Here is a 19,425-nt window from a genome sequence, read left to right on the forward strand (position 1 = left end):
TAATTTCGCTGGTTATTTTTAATCAGCATTCTCTCTTTTGAGGAGTAATCATGTCGCAGCGATCCCGAGTGCTGCCAGGATTTGGTCTTTCTCTAGGCTTTACCCTAGCGTATTTGTCATTAATCGTTTTGATCCCGCTGTCAGCTGTTTTTATTAAATCACTGGGCATTGGTTGGGATGGCTTATGGGAAATCCTGAGCTCTGAACGTATCTTGAAATCATTGCAGTTAAGCTTCACCGCAGCCATTGTCGCTGCACTGGTCAATGTAGTATTTGGCCTGTTACTGGCGTGGTGTCTGGTACGTTACAGCTTTCCGGGCAAACGTATTGTCGATGCCCTGGTAGATTTGCCTTTTGCCTTGCCCACTGCGGTTGCGGGTATTGCCCTGACCTCTTTATATGCACCGACCGGCTGGATTGGTCAATATTTAGAACCGATTGGCATTCAAGTCGCTTATACCCCGATTGGTATTACACTGGCATTGATCTTTATTGGCCTGCCTTTTGTGGTGCGTACCGTCCAACCGGTACTGAGTGATCTGGAAACTGAACTGGAAGAAGCGGCTTCTGCACTGGGTGCCAACCGTTTTCAGATCTTGACCAAAGTGATTTTTCCAATTCTGCTGCCTGCACTGATCACTGGTTTTGCTTTGGCCTTTGCCCGTGGTGTCGGTGAATATGGTTCAGTCATCTTTATCGCCGGTAACCAGCCTTTTGAAACGGAAATTGCACCGCTAATGATTATTTCTCGCCTAGAAGAATATGACTATGCCGGTGCAACCACGATTGCTGTCGTCATGCTACTGATTTCCTTCGTGATGCTATTCCTGATTAACTTATTACAAGCATGGGCCAGCCGTCGTACCGGGAGAACTGCGCGATGAGTTTAAATACCAACAGCAATGCGCTGGCTGAAAAGCTGCAATCCCGTGATGCAACCCGCGAGCCGACTTGGGTACGCTATACGCTGCTCACTATTGCGCTGATTTTCTTTTTAAGCTGCTTGATTCTGCCCTTGATTCTGGTATTTGTGGAAGCCTTTAAACAGGGAGTTGGTGTCTATACACAGGCACTGGTGCATCCGGATACTCTGTCGGCAGTGAAACTTACCTTGCTGACTGCTGCAATCGCGGTACCACTCAATGTCGTATTTGGTGTTGCGGCAGCCTGGTCTGTGGCGAAGTTCAACTTTCCGGGGAAATCCTTCCTGACCACCATTATTGATCTCCCTTTCTCGGTTTCACCTGTGATCGCGGGTATGATGCTGGTGCTGATTTTTGGTACCCAAGGCTGGATGGGCTCCTGGCTGATGGATCATGATATCAAGATCCTTTATGCGGTGCCTGCGATTGTCCTGGCGACTATCTTCATTACGGTACCTTTTGTTGCACGTGAGCTGATTCCGTTAATGGAAGCACAAGGGACCGAAGAAGAAGAAGCTGCGATTGTACTCGGTGCATCTGGCTGGCAGACTTTCTGGAAAGTGACCCTGCCCAATATCAAATGGGGTCTGATCTACGGCGTGATTCTGTGTAATGCGCGGGCTATGGGTGAATTTGGTGCGGTGTCGGTGGTTTCCGGCCATATCCGTGGTGAAACCAACACCTTACCGCTACACGTCGAAATTCTTTATAACGAATATACCTTTAGTGCTGCGTTTGCCGTGTCTTCGCTTCTGGCTCTCCTCGCAATTGTAACCCTGATTTTAAAAACATGGGTGGAACTGCGCCAGGAAAAACAAGACAAACGTAATGAAGATTCAACAGTTTCTTAAGGAATGCCCACATGAGTATTCAAGTACAAAATATTGAAAAACACTTTGGTGCATTCCATGCACTGAAAAATATCTCGCTGGATTTTCCAGATGGTCAACTGGTCGCGCTTCTTGGCCCATCTGGTTGTGGCAAAACCACTTTGCTACGGATTATTGCCGGTCTGGAATCTGCGGATGGCGGCCAAGTGATTTTAGAAGGTCAGGATGCCACCAATGTGCATGTGCGTGAGCGTGAAGTTGGCTTTGTATTCCAGCACTATGCCCTGTTCCGTCATATGACGGTATTTGACAATATCGCCTTTGGTCTGCGTGTTCGTCCGCGTAAAACCCGTCCATCGGAAGCAGAAATCAAGAAACGTGTGACTCGTTTGCTCGACTTGGTTCAGCTTGGTTTCCTGGCTGACCGATATCCAGCTCAACTTTCTGGTGGTCAGCGCCAGCGTATTGCCTTGGCACGTGCTTTGGCAGTTGAACCGCGCGTATTGTTACTGGATGAACCTTTCGGTGCACTGGATGCCAAAGTCCGTAAGGAGCTGCGTCGCTGGTTACGCACCCTGCATGACGAATTGCATATTACTTCTATTTTCGTAACACACGATCAGGAAGAAGCGCTTGAAGTTGCAGATCAGATCGTAGTAATGAACAAAGGCAATGTGGAACAGATCGGATCTCCACGTGAAGTCTATGAAACCCCGAAAACTCCATTTGTATTCGACTTTTTGGGTCAGGCGAACCGTTTTGAAGGTCAGAACCATGGCGGCCTTATTCAGCTCGGTGAAGACCGCATTCAATTCGAGGGTGCAAAAAATGCCGCTCAAGGTGAAGTGATTTTATTCGCGCGCCCAGATGAGCTACGCATTCATGCACAGCCACACGACAATGCCATTCAAGCGACCTTCATTCGTGAATTATGGATCGCGGGTAAAGTAGTTGCAGAGCTAAATGACCGTCAAGGCAACCTGATCGAAATTTTACTAACACCGGATGAAGCGAGAGCGCATCAATTTCGCCCAAATCAAACTGTTTGGTTAAGTGCGGTGAACTTGCATTTATTTGAAAACCAGGTCGCTTAAGATCAAAAGATGGGGCTTTAAAATGCCCCATCCTCTTCTAGGGTAAGAGAATTATGAATTTCCAACAATTAAGAATTATACGAGAAACGGTTAGACAAAATTTTAATTTAACTGAAGCTTCCGCTGCGCTTTATACTTCGCAGTCGGGGGTAAGTAAGCATATTAAAGATCTGGAAGATGAATTGGGGGTACAGCTCTTTATCCGTAAAGGTAAACGCCTATTGGGCTTAACCGAACCGGGTCAGGCACTTTTAGGCATTGTGGAACGCATGCTGGTCGATGCCGACAATATCAAACGTCTGGCGGATGATTTCAATAAAGTCGATGAAGGCACATTGACCATTGCTACCACACATACCCAGGCGCGTTATGTGTTGCCACCAATTGTCAGCCAATTCAAAAAAGAATTCCCTAAAGTACATTTGATTTTGCAACAGGCCAGCCCGGTTGAAATCACGGAAATGCTGCTGCAAGGTCAAGCGGATATCGGTATTGCGACCGAAGCACTCACCACTGAAGATAATTTGGCCAGCGTGCCTTATTATAACTGGCAGCATAGTATTATTACCCCGCAGAATCATCCACTGGCAAGTAAGGAACACGTGCTCATCGAAGATCTGGCGCACTACCCGATTATTACCTATCACGGTGGTCTTACCGGTCGCTCCAAGATTGATACCGCCTTTGAAGAAGCTGGTTTTGATGTGGATATTGTGATGTCCGCACTTGATGCCGATGTCATCAAGACCTATGTAGAAATGAATATGGGTGTCGGCATTGTCAACGATGTGGCCTATGACCCGGAGCGTGATTACCGCTTAAAGCAGATTAAAACCGATATTTTCGGCATAAATACCACTTGGATTGCAGTGCGTAAAGGTCATTTATTACGCGGTTATGGCTACGAGTTTATTTCCCTCTGCTCACCAGACGCAGATATTAAGGCACTGAAAAAAGTGGCTTATCCAGACGAATAAATTGCAGTATTTTAAGTTTTTAATCAAAGAGGCTACATCGCCTCTTTTTTATTTTTTGAGTGGATAAAGAATATAAATATCAAGCATAATCACGTGCATAATAAATTGAATTATACCAAGATGATCAATCATAAATTTGCTCTTTTCTCCGTGGGCTTGTTTTTCTCCGGGTCAGGTTATGCAGCAGCGTTTGAACAATCTAACCAAAGTATCCAATCGTTTTTTGAAAAAAATCATTATGCTGAAGTTTCACTGGCCTGGGTTCGCCCCGATATCAGCGGTCAGGTACAACATACCGAAGAGCTGCAACAATTATGCATCACCGATTTTTCAACAGGAAATCTTGCCTATAGTCAATGGATTTCCAATGTCGCATTAAAATTCCAGTTGCATCCTCAAGTGTCGTGGGGACTGATTTACGATCAGCCTTATTCTATAGATATCGCTTATCATTATGATCCTGTTTTTGCAGGTGCAGCGCTTCCAATTGAGGCTGCTACTATTCAGTTTGAGAGCCATAATTTGACCTCATTAATTGGCTTTCAACCAAACGATAACTGGAATTTTTATACAGGGCTAAGTTATCAAAGCTTAGAGGGAAATTTATATTTATCCGGGCAGACATTTTATATATTCAATGGTTATCGAGCCACATTTGAACGAGATCCCGCTTGGGGCTGGTTTGCAGGAATCAGTTATCAGATTCCTGAATATTTTTTTAGAACCGCACTGACCTATCGTTCTGCAATCACTCATCATAATAAAACCACTGAATCGATTATTGTAGGTACGAATCCAGCGCCTTATACAGAAATTCAAACTCCTCAGTCAGTGAATCTGGATTTTCAGACAGCTTTAACTGATAAAAATGCGCTCTATGGCATGCTGCGTTGGTCGAACTGGCAAAATTTCGTGATCCAGCCGCCTAAATTTGGCGCTGTAATTGACTATGCGGCCTTACAGTTTCCGGAAGTAAAACCTTTCAGAATGATTGATTATCGTAAAGATCAATGGTCTGGAAAAATCGGACTTGCTCATCAATGGCCATCTTTTGGCATAAATTCTATCGAATTTTTATGGGATTCTGGTACAGGAAATTCAGCTTCAACCCTGAATCCGAGTGATGGCTATTGGGGCATCGGACTAGGTCATCTTTATAAGATTCAAGAAACCTGGGATATTGCTACAGGACTATATTATTTAAAGTTTCAAAAACCTGAAATTTCTTCATCCGCACCTATTACGCCACAGATTGCAGGTTTATCTGCAGTTTCTGAAAATAGTGCCTGGATCTTAGGTTTGAAACTGGGTTATCACTTTTAAATTACTTATTACAAAGCATAAAAAACGGGCCGAAGCCCGTTTTTTATAGATTAAAACTTAGAAGCGGAAGCTGACACCCAATTTTGCGACTGGTAGCCATTCGTATTTATTGTCATTACGAATCTCGTTTTCTTCATTACGTAAGGCAGTATCAAAATCTGGAATATCTGGATTAAACTCATCTACTGGAACAAATGCGCCTGTAGGAGTTAGATTAACACTTGGGTTACCATTATAATATGCACCGATTTCACCAAATACACCCCAACGATTGGTAATTGCTGGAGAGAAACCGATCCCTACATAAGGTGCAATATTGTTTTTGTAAGATAAATCTCCTGTCACACGCCCAGTAGTGCTTCCTACTGTTCTGTATCGATTACCATCAACACTAATAGTACCATCAGCACCCGTACGACTTTCTAGACCATAATCATTGTCAACATATGCTACACCTGCTGCCATATAGAACCAGTTCGCCCAAGGACGAATTTCAGCATTTAAATAGGTCAAGTTATTGTCCATATCCAGGTCATATTTTGTACCATTGATTGACAAGTCATCAGACCAGGAAATGTCACCACCGTTATAACCTAAAGTCACGCCGACATATGGATTGGCATTCCAAGAAATTGCCCCACCATAACCGGTAGTACCGACTTCAGCACGAACAGCTGCGGGTTTAAAGAAAGAGAATTCAGCAACGCCTTCATCTGTTACGATTGTTTCATCAGCAGCCATCGCAGAACCCGCTGCTAGAGCTAAGACTGATACTGCTAAAATATTATGTAAAGATTTCATTATTTCTCTCCTCAAAAGAACTTATTTTGATCATTAGTTATTCGTGATAGGCTCAATATAAAGGACTTAAAAAATATTTTTTATTCACATTTTGCTCATCTTTTGTTATTTTTTGATACAAATTAATTTTTCTTGTTGAGAACCAAGTGTTTTCTAACACTTCTCCTACATTTCAACATAATGAAAAAGTACACTTATCACTTTAATAATTTCACGCTTTCTACACTTCTGGTTATTTTTCATCTATTTTTAGTGCTTTCAACTATTTTTCCTGCAATATAGTGTAAAATCTAGAAAATTTTTTTCTGGAAGGAAGATCATGTCGCAGCTTTCAACAATCATTGAACAAGCGTTTGAAGACCGTGCGAATTTTACAGCTGCAGATTGCTCTGCTGAAATCCGTCAAGCAGTTGAGGAAGTAATTGCTGGTCTAGACAATGGTACTTTACGTGTTGCTGAAAAAGTCGATGGTGAATGGGTTGTTCATCAATGGATTAAAAAAGCGGTATTGTTATCATTTAAATTAAACGACAATAAACCAATGGAAGCTTGTGATCTTCGTTTCTATGACAAAGTAGAGACTAAATTCTCAGGTTGGACTGAAGAACAATTCAAGGCTGCTGGCGTACGTATTGTACCACCTGCTGTTGCACGTAAAGGTTCTTTCCAGGCCAAAGGCGTGATCTTGATGCCTTCTTATGTCAACATCGGTGCTTATGTAGATGAAGGCACGATGGTTGATACTTGGGCAACTGTCGGTTCATGTGCACAAATTGGTAAAAATGTTCACTTGTCAGGTGGTGTAGGTATTGGTGGTGTGCTTGAACCGCTTCAAGCGAATCCAACTATTATTGAAGATAACTGCTTTATCGGTGCACGTTCTGAAATCGTTGAAGGCGTAATCGTTGAAGAAGGTTCTGTGATTTCAATGGGCGTATTCATTGGTCAATCAACCAAGATTTATGACCGTGCCACTGGCGAAATCCACTACGGCCGTGTACCAGCAGGTTCTGTCGTTGTTGCGGGTAGCCTTCCGTCTAAATGCGGTACTTACAGCTTGTATGCTGCCATCATCGTGAAAAAAGTTGATGCACAAACTCGTTCTAAAACAAGTCTGAACGATCTATTACGCGAAGACTAAAATGTCTTAACTTAGAGGACACATTTGTGCTCCTCGGAGCTTCAACTGCTCCTCGTCTCTACGATTAGTAATGATCGTAGGGATTTTTATTTTTATACCCGGTTATTTATTTTTCATTGGTTAGTTTTGTTATGAATACGCTTCGATCTTCCGCAATTCCTGTCTCTGATCCGTCTGCGGGTTTACGCATTACGGAGATTTTCTATTCATTGCAAGGTGAAGCCAATGCCGCAGGACTGCCAACAGTATTTATCCGTTTAACCGGTTGCCCATTGCGTTGTAGCTATTGTGATACCACATATTCCTTTGAAGGCGGTGAGCGTCAGTCTCTGGACGATATTATCCAGACCACGCTTGATTTTAAAACCCCTTATGTCTGTGTGACCGGTGGTGAACCACTGGCGCAGCCCAATGCCCTACCCCTGATGCAGCGACTGGCAGATTTAGGATGCGAAGTTTCACTTGAAACCAGTGGCGCTTTAGATGTGTCCAAAGTGGATTCACGTGTTTCCAAAGTCCTCGATTTAAAAACACCAACTTCAGGTGAAGTTGCACGGAATTTGCTTTCTAATCTCGATCATTTAACTGCACATGATCAAATCAAGTTTGTGATATGCAATCGTGAAGATTATGAATGGTCAAAGCAGCAGTTAGAACTGTACCAACTTCAAGACAAAGTGAGTACAGTTTGGTTTTCGCCTGCATTTGCGGTCGAAAAAGGTGCAGTTCAGTTACCACCACTGGCACGTGATTTGGCTCAGTGGATTTTAGAAGACCATCTCCCTGTTCGTTTCCAGTTACAGCTACACAAGTTGTTATGGAATGATGAAACTGGTCGTTAATTTTTTGTAAAGTATTTTTTTGGAGAATCAGCTTATGCGCCCTCGTGCCATTGTCCTGTTATCTGGCGGATTAGACTCAACAACATGTCTGGCTTGGGCACAGGCACGCTATGAATGTATCGCACTCAGTTTTCGATATGGTCAGCGTTCAACGACCGAGCTGGATGCAGCAAAAGCTTTAACGCAACGTGCGGGTGTGGAACATAGAGTGATCAATATTGATCTGGGTAATCTGGGTGGCTCAGCCCTTACCGATCATAGTATTGAGGTGCCCGACCATGAACAGGCTGGCATTCCGATTACCTATGTTCCGGCACGTAATACTATCTTCTTGTCTTACGCCTTAGCAGCAGCTGAAGTGTTCGAAGCTGAAGCGATTGTCATCGGAATTAATGCGGTTGATTACTCCGGTTATCCGGATTGCCGTCCGGAATTTATCGAGGCATTTGCCAACATGGCACGCCTTGCAACCAAGGTTGGCGTAGAGGGTCAGGCGCTCAAATTTGAAACACCTTTGTTACATTTATCCAAAGCAAATATTATTCGCTTAGGTATTGAACATGGCGTAGACTACAGTCAAACGGTGTCATGCTATCAAGCAGATGACCAAGGACGTGCCTGTGGCAAATGCGACAGTTGTCGTTTACGTAAACAGGGTTTTGCGGACGCAGGTGTTGAAGACCCGACACGTTATATACCGTAATAACAAGGTAGAGTTTATGAAGAATTTAAAATCAAGCATCGTGCTTTCAGCAATTGTTTCAGCTGCTGCTATGTTCGCAACTACAGCTCAAGCGGCTGATGACAAATTACAACAAGCTTATAAAAGCACCAATGTAAAATCTGCATTGATCAATGTTTGTAAAAATGAAACTGGCAAAAGTAAAAAATTGACGGCGGCTGAAGTCAGCAAATATTGTGGTTGTGCTATTGAAGCAGATGGCAAATTAACCAATGCACAAAAATGGGAAATTCAAAGCACTATTAATCAGAAGAAAAGCCCAGGCACTTTAGCTTTTGTACAGAAGCAGAATAAAGATCTTCAAGCATGCTTTGGTCCACAGTTAACAGGCAAACTGAAAACATTGACTGAAGAAGCAATGAAATCAGCTCAAGCGACACCAAAGAAATAAGATCTGATGATTCTTTGATAAAATAAGCCACTATAATAATGTGGCTTATTTTTTTGAAAAAATTTAAAGAAAACAGGAGTTTTTATGTCTGAAATTAGTTTGCTTGACCAGAATTTTCCTGCGACGACAGGCGAAATCAATTTAACCCAGTTAAATACAGAATGGCTGGTGATTTATTTTTATCCTAAAGATTCTACGCCAGGCTGTACGACTCAGGCAGTTGGCTTTTCCTGTTTAAAAGATCAGTTTGATGCTTTAAACACCACAATTCTTGGCGTATCCCGTGATTCGGTAAAAGCGCATCAGAACTTTACTGAAAAGCAGAATTTGAGTATCAATCTGATCAGCGATAAAGAAGAAATTTTGTGTCATCATTTTAATGTGATTAAAGAAAAGAACATGTATGGCAAACAAGTGATGGGCATTGAGCGTTCGACTTTCATTTTCCATAATGGTCAACTGGTGAAAGAATACCGTAAAGTGAAAGCAGCCGGTCATGCTGAGCAAGTGCTAGAAGATTTAAAAGCATTGCAAGCTGCTTAATAATTGCATGCTTGTGTATAAATAGAAGCTCGAACCATTCGGGCTTTTTTTACAATAACTTTCATATCATCAAGTATTTTATATTTCCCCTAGTTCATTTCACACTGTCCTGATAGATGAAGATTCACTTTATCCCCTACGCCGGCAATTCCTTTTTTCATACCAAAATCCCTACGGTTAATCACGGCAGATGCCTGAACATCAAGCAGGTTGGCATTCGACATACTGGGTTTAAAGGTTGTTTCAAAAATCACAGGCTTGGTCACACCACGCAGGGTTAAATGACCTAAAACATTGTATTTGCCATTGCCCAAGTCTTTAAACTGGATACTTTTAAAAATTACAGTCTTATATTTTTCTACATAAAACAGGTCTTCGCCCAAAATCATATGTTTAAATAGCGGCTTACTAAAGCTTAAACTTTCCACATCCATGACCAGATGAGTTGAGGCATTTTGCGGTGCTTTAACGTCAAACTGCATCGTGGATTGAACCTGATTGAACTTGGCTTTAACTACAGTAAGACCCATCGACTTAATCTCAAAACCGACATCACTTTTGGGAGTTAAGGTCCATGATCTTGCAAAAGACTGACTGGTCAAAGCTAAACAGATCGCTAGGCTAAGGAGCCCAGTTTTTATTATTGTTTTCAATTTTAAATCCACCTTGTTTAATTTCTTATTGATCGGATTTAAGTACACCGCTTAATCTGAAACTAAACTTTCTTGTTTTTGAGCGAACAGGTTTTCGTTATTTTTATACCAGTTTATTGAAGTTTTTGTAAAATCATTCATGACTAACGGACAAAATACTTGCTTTGATTTTTCTCTAATAAGTGGCCCTGCTAGGCGAGCAGTAAACTTGTGTCATCTTATAAAATTCTGATTTTGTAAATTTTTTATACCAAACAGATCGTTTATTTTAAGCTCAATATATATTGAAATATCCATGTGCTCACAGTAATGAAAAGAGTTGTTTTCTGCGCTGCCTATTCTTGATCACTATCTAAAATGACACGTTTAGACAACTCTTAACCGATCTATCCACTTCCGTAGCCTGAATCAAATACTGAGTATTAATGACACCGCGACGCCCCACATGGTACATGCAATAATAGCATCCAGTATTTTCCATGCTTTTGGATGTTGAAACCAAGGCGTCAGTATTTTTGCTCCATATCCCAAACTAAAGAAAAAAAACCAGGAAGCACAGACAGCACCTAAAGCAAACCACCATTTTCCTAAGGCGTATTGGGTTGAAATTGATCCAATCAATATGACTGTGTCTAAGTAAACATGCGGATTCAGCCAGGTAAAAGCCAGGCAGATCATCAGTACTTGTAGAAAATGCTCTGTGAGCTGACCACTTGGTGCCAAGACCTCGGTTGATTTAAATGCGCTGATCGCATGGCGTAAACCATAATAAAATAGGAATCCTGCGCCAATATATTTAGAAAATATAACAATATCCGGATAATGTTCAATGACGCGCGCAAAGCCCAGTACGCCAAGCAGAATTAAAATGGAATCAGATAAGGCACAAATCACACAGACCCAAAACACATGCTGCTGTTTTAAACCTTGTTTTAATACAAAAGCATTCTGTGCACCGATACTGACAATCAGGCTCATTCCCACAGCAAAACCACTCATCATATAACTGAACATCACATTCCCCCTTTTTCGAATAAATGAATTATTGAACAAAATGAGTGCGATTAATTAAAACTAAGTTAATATCAATTTAACTAAATTATTTTTAGATAATAGAAATGCTGAATGCGAAACAATGTGATGCTTTTTATGCAGTTGCAAAAACGGGAAGTTTCGATCTGGCTGCCGAGCAGCTAAATATTACTGCTTCGGCAGTGACCCTTCGTGTTCAAAGTCTGGAAAAAAATTGGGACAATTGCTTCTGGTCAGAGATCGGCCTTGCCGCGTGACCCAATCCGGGCAAACTTTATTGCATTATTTACAGCATCAACGTTTGCTAGAACAGAATTTGATGCAAGATTTGGGTGGACAGCTGCAACATGAAGGTTTCTATTGTCTGAATATTGCCACCAATGCTGATTCACTCGCGACCTGGCTATTACCCACCTTACAAGCCCAGCTGATCCAGCATAAAATTGTGCTGCATTTTCAGGTAGATGATCAATCTCAAACTCATCATCTGTTAGAAGCAGGTCTCGTCAATGCCTGTTTGAGTACTGAAGCCAAGGCAATGAAAGGTTGCCGGGCCGAATTGATCGGACAGATGCAGTATCGTCTGGTCGCCACCCCTAAGTTTTCCCGAAACTGGTTTCATCAAGGCGTACATCGGGATGCGCTACGCCTTGCCCCTGCCATTATTTTTAATGAAAAAGACCAACTCCATACCCAATTTATTCAGCACGAATTTGGCCTGAACCTTGCTCAATATCCTCACTTTTTTATTCCATCGACCCACGCATTTTTTGATGCGATTGTCATGGGTCTAGGCTATGGCTGGCTGCCGGACTATCAAACCAGGGATTTGCTGGAGTCAGGTCGACTGCTTGAACTTTCAAGTGAGATGCGAATTGAAGTACCCTTGTATTGGCATCACTGGAAAGAACAGTCTCCTGCTCTAGAAATCCTTGGGGAATGTTTGAAACAGCATGCTCAAACGACCATGAATCACCCCATAACAACCTGATACTTTTAAAGCAGATTGGTTTTATCATTCTGGGCAAATTTTTCACTGAGTTGCTGATAGGTCGTGGTTTTTTGGAAATTCTCTAGAAAATCAATCGTGCCTTGTGGAAATTTATCTCGTTGAATTTCGCCACGATAATAAGCTTCACGCATCGGCGTAGCGGATAAGGCATCTTCCAGGCTGTCAAGTTCGACCATTTCCCATTCTGGGAAAAACTTTAAATAATAAGAAGAATCATCTTTAAAATGCCCAATTAGTCCGATTTTGGCATCCGGTTCAATAACCTGATTCACCAGCGATTTCACCAGTTTTTGCCATTTTTCATCATTATAAACATCTATGACTTCTACAAATTTGATCCGAGCTCGATCTTCAGGACTGAAATTTGACAGGATCATGGCTTCACGCTCCGAAGCCAAGAATGGATTCTTGATATTGCGTTCATTTTGCGCAGAACCGAGAGCCAAAATCACATGTTGACTGTGCTGCAGGGCAATATTAATCGTTTGCATGTGTGCCAGATGAAAAGGCTGAAAACGGCCAATGAAAACCAGATAATCAAATGTATAGTTCATAAGGGATCAGTTTTTTATGACTCATGAGTTGTGCTGCCCCAATAAATATGCGACATAATCATTCCCATAAAATCAAATTAAGTTTTAAAGCAAGGATAGTACGATGACACTGAGCTGTATTCAACAACCTCATGAGCATTTGAATGCGAATTTAGAACATGGTGTACTCACTTTAGCCATCAATCGCCCGGAAGCGAAAAATGCGTTATATAGTGAGCTTTATCTCTGGATTGCGAAAGCTTTAGATGAAGCAGATCAGGCACCTGAAGTTCGTGTAGTTGTATTGCGTGGTCAGGACACAGACTTTAGTGCGGGCAATGATATGCAGGATTTTATGAAATCTGCTGCGAAGAAAGGTCAGGCACCCGCTGCTGAAGGCCCGCCGTTTGTTTTACTCAAATCTGCTGCAAAATTTTCCAAGCCTTTGATTGCTGCGGTGCGTGGTGTTGCGATCGGCATTGGCGTGACGATCTTATTGCATTGTGATCTGGTCTATAGTGACAATACTGCCTTGTTCCAGATTCCATTTGTCAGTCTGGGTCTATCGCCTGAAGGCGCTTCAAGCAAGCTGTTGATTCAGCAAGCGGGTTATCATAAAGCGGCCGAATTATTGCTGACTGCGCAAAAATTCAATAGCGAAAAAGCACTCGACGCAGGTCTGGTAAATAGCATTGAAGAAGATGTTTACACCAAAGCAGCAGCACAAGCTACCCAACTCTCTGCCCTGCCATTGGCATCACTGGTGCAATCCAAAGCCTTGATGAAACACAATGTGAATGAAATTGTGGAATGGATTGACCATGAAGCAGAGATTTTCATGCAGCGTGTCGGCTCACCAGAAATGCTGGAAGCGGTTCAAGCCTTTATGCAAAAACGTAAACCTGATTTCACACAATTCAACTAATTTTCAAACTTATGAGTTCAATGAGGTGGTTTAAACTGCCTCAATCTTTTATTTTTCCAAGAATCTGAAGTATGCCAAATCAAAACTCCGAAACCTCTTCCCAAACAACAGATAGCTCAAATCCAGAAAAGAAACGTTATTACGAACCTGCACCCCAAGATATAGATGTCGATAATTTTCGTAAAGTAATTGAAAGCCGACGTTCAGTACGTAAATTTACCAAAAAGCCAATTCCTGTTGAAGTTCTAGATGCCTGTCTGGATCTGGCATTGTTGGCCCCGAATTCGTCGAACTTGCAGCCTTGGACTTTTTATGTGGTACAAAATTCAAGCAAGAAAAAACATCTGGTCAAAGCCTGTATGAGTCAATTGGCAGCCAAAACAGCTTCTGAGCTAATTGTCTGTATCGCACGTACCGACCGTATCGATGAAATGGCGAAACGTAATGTAAATGAATTTCCATTTCCAGAAGCACCGCCCGCGATTAAGAAATACTATAAATATATTCCCTACAACTATAAGACTGGTTATCTGAATGCTTTTGGTAACTTTAAGAAAGTGGCTTTCAAAGTTGCCCGTACATTGGACAAACAAATGCCAGTGTCTGCTTTCAGTCCGGCTGATGCAAAACTGTGGGCGACCAAAACGACGGCGCTCGCTTGTGAAAATCTGGTCTTAGCTTTACGTGCTTATGGTTTTGACAGCTGTATGATGGAAGGTTTTGATGAGCCGATGGTTCGTGAAATTCTGAAATTAAATGATGAACAGTATCCAGTCATGGTAATTGGTGCGGGTGAACGCGCTGAAGATGGAGTATTCTTCCCGCAGTACCGTTTTGATCGTGAACTGTTTATTCAGAAGGTTTAAGTACGTTTATTGAATGAATATCACGGCCTCGACTGTTTTCTTAAATTAACTGATATACGCGTAGGCATTTTCGTTACTTTGACAGGCCAAAGTAACCAAAGCCATTGCCAGACAGAAGGTTCATCCTTGAACCTCTGTCTGGCAGGTGACATCCATGTCACCTCAATGTAAATTCACTACTATTTTGAAAAGAAATAATATTTGATACGCGGATGGCGAAAAGGAAGAAATCTATTTAGAGCAAATACAAGTCGATGCTAAATCATTTTTTAAGAATAGTTCGCTCTTAATTTCCGATAATCAATCCAGTTACAATGAAATCCGACCGGTACCCGAACTGGTAAATGAATCGTTGCAATGGGTCCTTCTGTAATATGCTGGGCATCCAGAATTACAACTTTCGAGGGGCTACAATCTAAAGCATGGATATAAGACATTAGCCAGCCATCATTTTCAGCCTGAGCATTTTCCCGTGCGACAAAGACTGCCTCACCAGTAACCCAGTTTTCTCCAAAGGAGTAACTTTCTGTGGTTCTGGTTCTTAAATTAAAACACATCACCGTATTGCTGCTGACATGGGAAGGATCGTCAAATTCACCAAAAGAAATACTATAGATATAACGATACTGTCGCCCAATAAATGCTTCATTAATCCGTGTAAATTCCTGCTTGATATTTGATAATACGGTTCGTGTCACTTTTCCCGTTCCTTGTTCAAAAATAAAGCGCTCTAGTCGTATATCCTGATCTTCGATCGGTCCCTGAATCGAGCGGATCAATGCTTTGGAGTGCACTGGAATAGGGAATACGACTATGCAGAATTTCTGCACTGTATTGAATGGATTTACTAAGCGTATTTTTGAGCATTCTGCTCAGCGGTTTTGGCCACTGCATTGTTATTTTCCTTATTGTATTTTTTATCTGGAGTGCTAGGGCAAATTTTATAATAACAAAAGCAGTTTGACTGTTTTTCAAATGTAGACTGACGGCGCGCTAAGATGAACACGCCGCAGTGAATATAATATGAGTAATACTTTGAGTTTAGACTTCGATATCCAACAGCTGGATAAACTCAAAAGCTGGCTCTTCATAAGGATGGTTTTCTTTTAAGGCTTTAGCGACCTCGACTGCCTTTTCATCTGGCACCAGAATTTCTACCCGCCATTCCTCTACCTGTTCCAGTTTACCGACTTCACCAATATGAGGATCTGCACCTTCTTGCGGCTTAAACTGTCCTGTTCCTAAAACCTGCCAGGCGCAGTTCGTATACTCACCAATACCACCCGCTCCTGCTGCAAAGACTGCATTTTTGGTGTCTTCCAGATTTTCGTCCGGTACGTAATAAATCAGCTTTAACATATATTCTTTCCTGAAATTCAGATATTTATTGTATTTTTAAGGGCTTGGGTAATTATCTTCAATGCAGGATTTTGGGAATTCTTGTTAAATGTTGCATACAAGCCTAGTTTTGGCAGTGCCTGATCCGTCTGGATAATTTTCACATGATCATTCAAAAATCTCAGTAAATACTCAGGAGCAAAACTAAAACCCATCCCCATATTGGTCAGATTAATGTGTTGCAACACATTGGTGACCCACAGTAGCTACTCATGTTCGAGTTGATCAATACCAAGCAGCTGATCCAGCTTTTCATAAAACACGGGTGAAGCATTCTGCTCACACATAATTATATTGTGATTTTTCAGTTCCTGTAATTTCAGGATTCGATCTGTAGGATGTAAATGCTGAGCGGCAACCAGATAAATTTGCTCGGTTAATAAATGAATATTGTCAAAATCGGGATGATCCAGATGAAAACGGGTAATACATAAATCCAGTTCAGCATTTTTTAGCCGCTGAATCTGTTCCATACAGGTCAAGCTATGCAGATGGATTTTCAAGTCCGGCATGGTTTTTTTAAGCTGTGCCAGAATCTGCGGCATCACTTTGATTTCTGCAACATTCAGAAAGCCAATATGAATCTGGTTATTTTCTGCTGTGCGACCTGGCGTGCTGCTGCCACTGCCAACTTGGCATTTTCCAGTGCTTTTTCGGCATAGATCTGAAAAGCCCGCCCTTCATCGGTGAGTTTAACTTTTCTCGATGAACGATCAAACAGGACAACGCCTACTTCCTGTTCCAAATCCTTAATTTGCTGGCTTAATGACGGCTGCGCAGTAAACAGCTTTTCGGCGGCCTTGGTAAAACTTTGTTGCTGCGCCACGGTGATAAAATAGCGTAAATGTCGAAGTTCCATAGCCTGCCCGGTTTCTGATCAGGTCAGCATCTTAAAATTATGACCCACGTATTGCAAATAAGAATAGGTCGATAGTTTATATGAATATCACTATATCAACAGATTCTGTTTTACTAGACTGCCTGACCATATAGATAGCTTGTTCTTCACCTATACCCATGGAGTCTTGTATGACACAACACTATGACACTGATGTTCTGATCATTGGTACCGGTCCTGCAGGTTCAACATTAGGTTTGGCTTTGGCGAATTATGGTATCAAGGTACAACTGTTTACCCAGTTTAGCTGGCTGGCCAATAGTCCACGTGCCCATATTACCAATCAGCGTGCCATGGAAGTATTACGTGATTTAGGTATTGAAGAACAGGTTAAAGAGATTGCAACACCATGGGAACAGATGGGTGAAAGCCTGATTACCACCAGTCTGGTCGGCGAAGAAATCGCCCGCATGAGTGCCTGGGGTACGGGAGATGAACGTCATGGCGATTACATCAAAGGCAGCCCATGTCCTTTAGTTGATTTGATCCAACCCAAAATGGAAGCTTTACTGGTGAAGAATGCCGGTGAACGTGGTGCAATTTATAACTTCAATACTGAATACCTGTCACATGTGCGAGATGAAGATGGCGTGACTGCGACCTTCCTGAATCGCATTACCAATACTGAATTTAGCTTAAGAGCAAAATATCTGGTGGGTATGGATGGTGCTAAATCTCGTGTATTGGAACAGCTTGATTTACCTCTTGAAGGTGTCATGGCACGTGCCGGTACAGTGTATGTGACCTTTAAAGCTGATTTGACTAAATATGTACAGCACCGCCTTGCTATTCTGCAATGGATTATGAATCCTGAAGCCAGTTTTGGCGACCTCGGTATGGGTCTGTTACGTGCCATTACGCCATGGAATGAATGGATTATGGGCTGGGGCTTTGATATTTCCAAAGGCGAACCACAGGTCACTGAGGAACAGGTTCGTGCCCGCCTGAATGCCTTTGTCGGTACTGAAGTTGAAGAAGTCGAAATCCAGAAATTATCTTACTGGTATGTGAACCAGACCTGGGCAACTGAAAATTCTAAAGGCCGCGTGTTCTGTGGTGGTGATGCGGTACACCGTCATCCCCCATCCAGTGGTTTAGGTTCAAACACCTGCATGCAGGATGCCTTTAATCTGGGCTGGAAACTGGCCTATGCCGTTAAAGGCTGGGCTGCGCCTTCCTTGCTGGATTCATATACGACTGAGCGTGCACCGGTCGGCAAGCAAATCGTGGCGCGAGCCAACCAGTCACGTTTTGACTATAAATACCTGAAAGAAGTCTTTGGTTTTGATAGTGGTGTGACTACACAAAAACAAATGCTGGAACGTATTTTTTCGGAAGATGAGCAAGGTGCTGAAATCCGCAAAAAACTGTTTGAAGCTTTAGAAATTAAAAATTTCGAATTTAACGCCCAAGGTGTAGAGTTGAACCAGCGCTATAATTCAAATGCGGTGATTGCAGAATCTGAGCCTGAAAGATTTGAGCGAGATCAACAGCTTTATTTACAGGCAACGACTCGCCCGGGTGCTAAAGTTCCGCATACCTGGCTGATCAATACCAAAGGTCAAAAGCAGTCGACTTTAGATATTACCGGTAAAGGTCGTTTTACCCTGCTCACAGGTTTATCTGGCAAAGGATGGAAGCAAGCTGCTGAAGCACTGAACTTACCTTATCTGGATGTGATTCAAATTGGTTCTCGTGACTACCGTGATGTGTATGGAACCTGGAATGCCAAGTCTGAAATTCATGAATCTGGTGCAGTACTGGTTTGTCCGGATGGTTATGTGGCTTGGCGTTATCAGGACAGTACCAATAAAGCTTTTGATTATGAAAATACGTTAAAGGCGGTATTGAAGCAGGTTCAATTGGTTATTTAAATTATAAAGCCACCTTAATGGTGGCTTTCTTAAAGCTGATGATCAAGAACCCTGCAGCAAGTAACTGCCCACAACGAACAATATTTGTAGTCCTACAACAATACAAAACAACATCCAGCCTTTCTGACGCATTGCCGCCTTATCCATTATTCTAAGTGTTTTAGCCATGTCATCACCTCATCTTTGAGAATTGATACTGAACCGATCTATTCCATCTTTCTTTTATAGTGCAATAAAGTTGTGCATAAAACATACCATAGCACTTTATATACAATATAAAAGCAAAATCTAAACCAACTCAGCAGGAAGAAAAAAAATTAAAAAATCAGAATGCTTAAAAAGCAAAAATCCACCAAATTGGTGGTTGAATAATCCTATGTTAGTGAATTTATTTTAATTTTTCCATACAGTAAAATTAAGATACTATTTAAAAACAATATTTATAATAAAAAATTCATTCACCTTGTTTTAATTTCCAAGATGAGAATAAAAACACGGACATTGTACCAGCCAAATTCACTGCTAATTCTGCATGTTGATCCTAGCCAAGATACTGGACAATCGGTCCCTCTAAAGATAGTTTAATTTTAATCTTTGGAGATGTAAAAATGGCTAAACGCTTTAGTC

20 protein-coding genes and 2 pseudogenes are annotated in these 19,425 nt (G+C 41.9%); 14 read left to right on the top strand and 8 right to left on the bottom strand.

The window, feature by feature from the left end:
* Positions 1-50 precede the first annotated feature (50 nt).
* From cysT to NI464_RS07505, 5 genes are all read left to right on the top strand, one after another.
* Positions 51-884: a sulfate ABC transporter permease subunit CysT gene (gene cysT, locus NI464_RS07485; RefSeq protein WP_253138086.1), complete on the top strand. Its 834-nt coding sequence runs from the start codon at positions 51-53 to the stop codon at positions 882-884.
* Positions 881-1,774, top strand: coding sequence for a sulfate ABC transporter permease subunit CysW (cysW, locus tag NI464_RS07490; RefSeq protein WP_004279077.1), 894 nt, complete (start codon positions 881-883; stop codon positions 1,772-1,774). The genes cysT and cysW overlap by 4 nt, the downstream gene beginning before the upstream one ends.
* Positions 1,775-1,785: 11 nt before the next feature.
* Positions 1,786-2,847: a sulfate/molybdate ABC transporter ATP-binding protein gene (locus NI464_RS07495; RefSeq protein WP_004279078.1), complete on the top strand. Its 1,062-nt coding sequence runs from the start codon at positions 1,786-1,788 to the stop codon at positions 2,845-2,847.
* Positions 2,848-2,900: 53 nt separating this feature from the next.
* Complete coding sequence (locus NI464_RS07500) at positions 2,901-3,824, top strand: CysB family HTH-type transcriptional regulator (protein ID WP_253138087.1); 924 nt, start codon at positions 2,901-2,903, stop codon at positions 3,822-3,824.
* Positions 3,825-3,917: 93 nt separating this feature from the next.
* Entirely contained in the window at positions 3,918-5,147 is a 1,230-nt protein-coding gene (locus NI464_RS07505) for an OmpP1/FadL family transporter (RefSeq protein WP_253138088.1), read from the top strand.
* A gap of 57 nt (positions 5,148-5,204) precedes the next feature.
* Here the strand turns inward: NI464_RS07505 and carO are convergent, their stop codons facing one another.
* On the bottom strand, positions 5,205-5,948 hold the full coding sequence (gene carO / locus NI464_RS07510) for an ornithine uptake porin CarO (protein WP_180086199.1): 744 nt from the start codon (positions 5,946-5,948) through the stop codon (positions 5,205-5,207).
* A gap of 319 nt (positions 5,949-6,267) precedes the next feature.
* Between carO and dapD the strand changes: the two genes are divergently transcribed.
* The 5 genes from dapD (at position 6,268) to NI464_RS07535 (ending at position 9,607) form a co-directional block, all read left to right on the top strand.
* Positions 6,268-7,089 (top strand): 2,3,4,5-tetrahydropyridine-2,6-dicarboxylate N-succinyltransferase, encoded by an 822-nt coding sequence (gene dapD, locus NI464_RS07515; protein ID WP_253138089.1) that lies wholly within the window; start codon positions 6,268-6,270, stop codon positions 7,087-7,089.
* A 131-nt stretch (positions 7,090-7,220) separates the two neighbouring features.
* Positions 7,221-7,931: a 7-carboxy-7-deazaguanine synthase QueE gene (gene queE, locus NI464_RS07520; protein ID WP_195725783.1), complete on the top strand. Its 711-nt coding sequence runs from the start codon at positions 7,221-7,223 to the stop codon at positions 7,929-7,931.
* A 34-nt stretch (positions 7,932-7,965) separates the two neighbouring features.
* Positions 7,966-8,634, top strand: coding sequence for a 7-cyano-7-deazaguanine synthase QueC (gene queC, locus NI464_RS07525; RefSeq protein ID WP_004731688.1), 669 nt, complete (start codon positions 7,966-7,968; stop codon positions 8,632-8,634).
* A gap of 16 nt (positions 8,635-8,650) precedes the next feature.
* Positions 8,651-9,064 (top strand): hypothetical protein, encoded by a 414-nt coding sequence (locus tag NI464_RS07530; RefSeq protein ID WP_044112184.1) that lies wholly within the window; start codon positions 8,651-8,653, stop codon positions 9,062-9,064.
* Positions 9,065-9,148: 84 nt separating this feature from the next.
* Complete coding sequence (locus tag NI464_RS07535) at positions 9,149-9,607, top strand: peroxiredoxin (protein ID WP_253138090.1); 459 nt, start codon at positions 9,149-9,151, stop codon at positions 9,605-9,607.
* Positions 9,608-9,696: 89 nt separating this feature from the next.
* On the opposite strand, the gene NI464_RS07540 is transcribed toward NI464_RS07535, so the two are convergent.
* On the bottom strand, positions 9,697-10,260 hold the full coding sequence (locus NI464_RS07540) for a YceI family protein (protein ID WP_026055725.1): 564 nt from the start codon (positions 10,258-10,260) through the stop codon (positions 9,697-9,699).
* Positions 10,261-10,668: 408 nt separating this feature from the next.
* Positions 10,669-11,274, bottom strand: coding sequence for a LysE/ArgO family amino acid transporter (locus NI464_RS07545; protein ID WP_004645643.1), 606 nt, complete (start codon positions 11,272-11,274; stop codon positions 10,669-10,671).
* Positions 11,275-11,378: 104 nt separating this feature from the next.
* Here NI464_RS07545 and NI464_RS07550 point away from each other — a divergent pair.
* Positions 11,379-12,283: pseudogene (locus NI464_RS07550) on the top strand (LysR family transcriptional regulator ArgP).
* A 5-nt stretch (positions 12,284-12,288) separates the two neighbouring features.
* Here NI464_RS07550 and NI464_RS07555 read toward each other — a convergent pair.
* Positions 12,289-12,858, bottom strand: coding sequence for a nicotinate-nicotinamide nucleotide adenylyltransferase (locus NI464_RS07555; protein WP_005103826.1), 570 nt, complete (start codon positions 12,856-12,858; stop codon positions 12,289-12,291).
* Between the two features lie 103 nt (positions 12,859-12,961).
* Here NI464_RS07555 and NI464_RS07560 point away from each other — a divergent pair, with 103 nt between their 5' ends.
* Both NI464_RS07560 and NI464_RS07565 read left to right on the top strand, forming a co-directional pair.
* A complete protein-coding gene (locus NI464_RS07560) occupies positions 12,962-13,762 on the top strand; it encodes an enoyl-CoA hydratase-related protein (protein WP_004645646.1) in 801 nt (266 codons plus the stop codon).
* Between the two features lie 71 nt (positions 13,763-13,833).
* Positions 13,834-14,628, top strand: coding sequence for a nitroreductase family protein (locus NI464_RS07565; RefSeq protein ID WP_184412303.1), 795 nt, complete (start codon positions 13,834-13,836; stop codon positions 14,626-14,628).
* Positions 14,629-14,897: 269 nt separating this feature from the next.
* Here NI464_RS07565 and NI464_RS07570 read toward each other — a convergent pair whose 3' ends face one another.
* From NI464_RS07570 to NI464_RS07580, 3 genes and pseudogenes are all read right to left on the bottom strand, one after another.
* Positions 14,898-15,458, bottom strand: coding sequence for a carotenoid oxygenase family protein (locus tag NI464_RS07570; RefSeq protein WP_253138091.1), 561 nt, complete (start codon positions 15,456-15,458; stop codon positions 14,898-14,900).
* A gap of 211 nt (positions 15,459-15,669) precedes the next feature.
* Positions 15,670-15,987 carry a YqfO family protein gene (locus NI464_RS07575; RefSeq protein WP_253138092.1) on the bottom strand — a complete coding sequence of 106 codons (318 nt, stop codon included), beginning with the start codon at positions 15,985-15,987 and terminating at the stop codon, positions 15,670-15,672.
* A gap of 17 nt (positions 15,988-16,004) precedes the next feature.
* Positions 16,005-16,885 (bottom strand): annotated as a pseudogene (locus NI464_RS07580) (LysR substrate-binding domain-containing protein).
* 170 nt (positions 16,886-17,055) lie between these two features.
* On the opposite strand from NI464_RS07580, the gene NI464_RS07585 reads away from it, so the two are divergent.
* Positions 17,056-18,798, top strand: coding sequence for an FAD-dependent monooxygenase (locus NI464_RS07585; RefSeq protein WP_253138093.1), 1,743 nt, complete (start codon positions 17,056-17,058; stop codon positions 18,796-18,798).
* 42 nt (positions 18,799-18,840) lie between these two features.
* Here the strand turns inward: NI464_RS07585 and NI464_RS15870 are convergent, their stop codons facing one another.
* Positions 18,841-18,966 (bottom strand): KGW motif small protein, encoded by a 126-nt coding sequence (locus tag NI464_RS15870; protein WP_004645654.1) that lies wholly within the window; start codon positions 18,964-18,966, stop codon positions 18,841-18,843.
* Positions 18,967-19,425: the final 459 nt, after the last annotated feature.

The organism is Acinetobacter lwoffii, assembly GCF_024129685.1.
Lineage (GTDB): Bacteria > Pseudomonadota > Gammaproteobacteria > Pseudomonadales > Moraxellaceae > Acinetobacter > Acinetobacter lwoffii_X.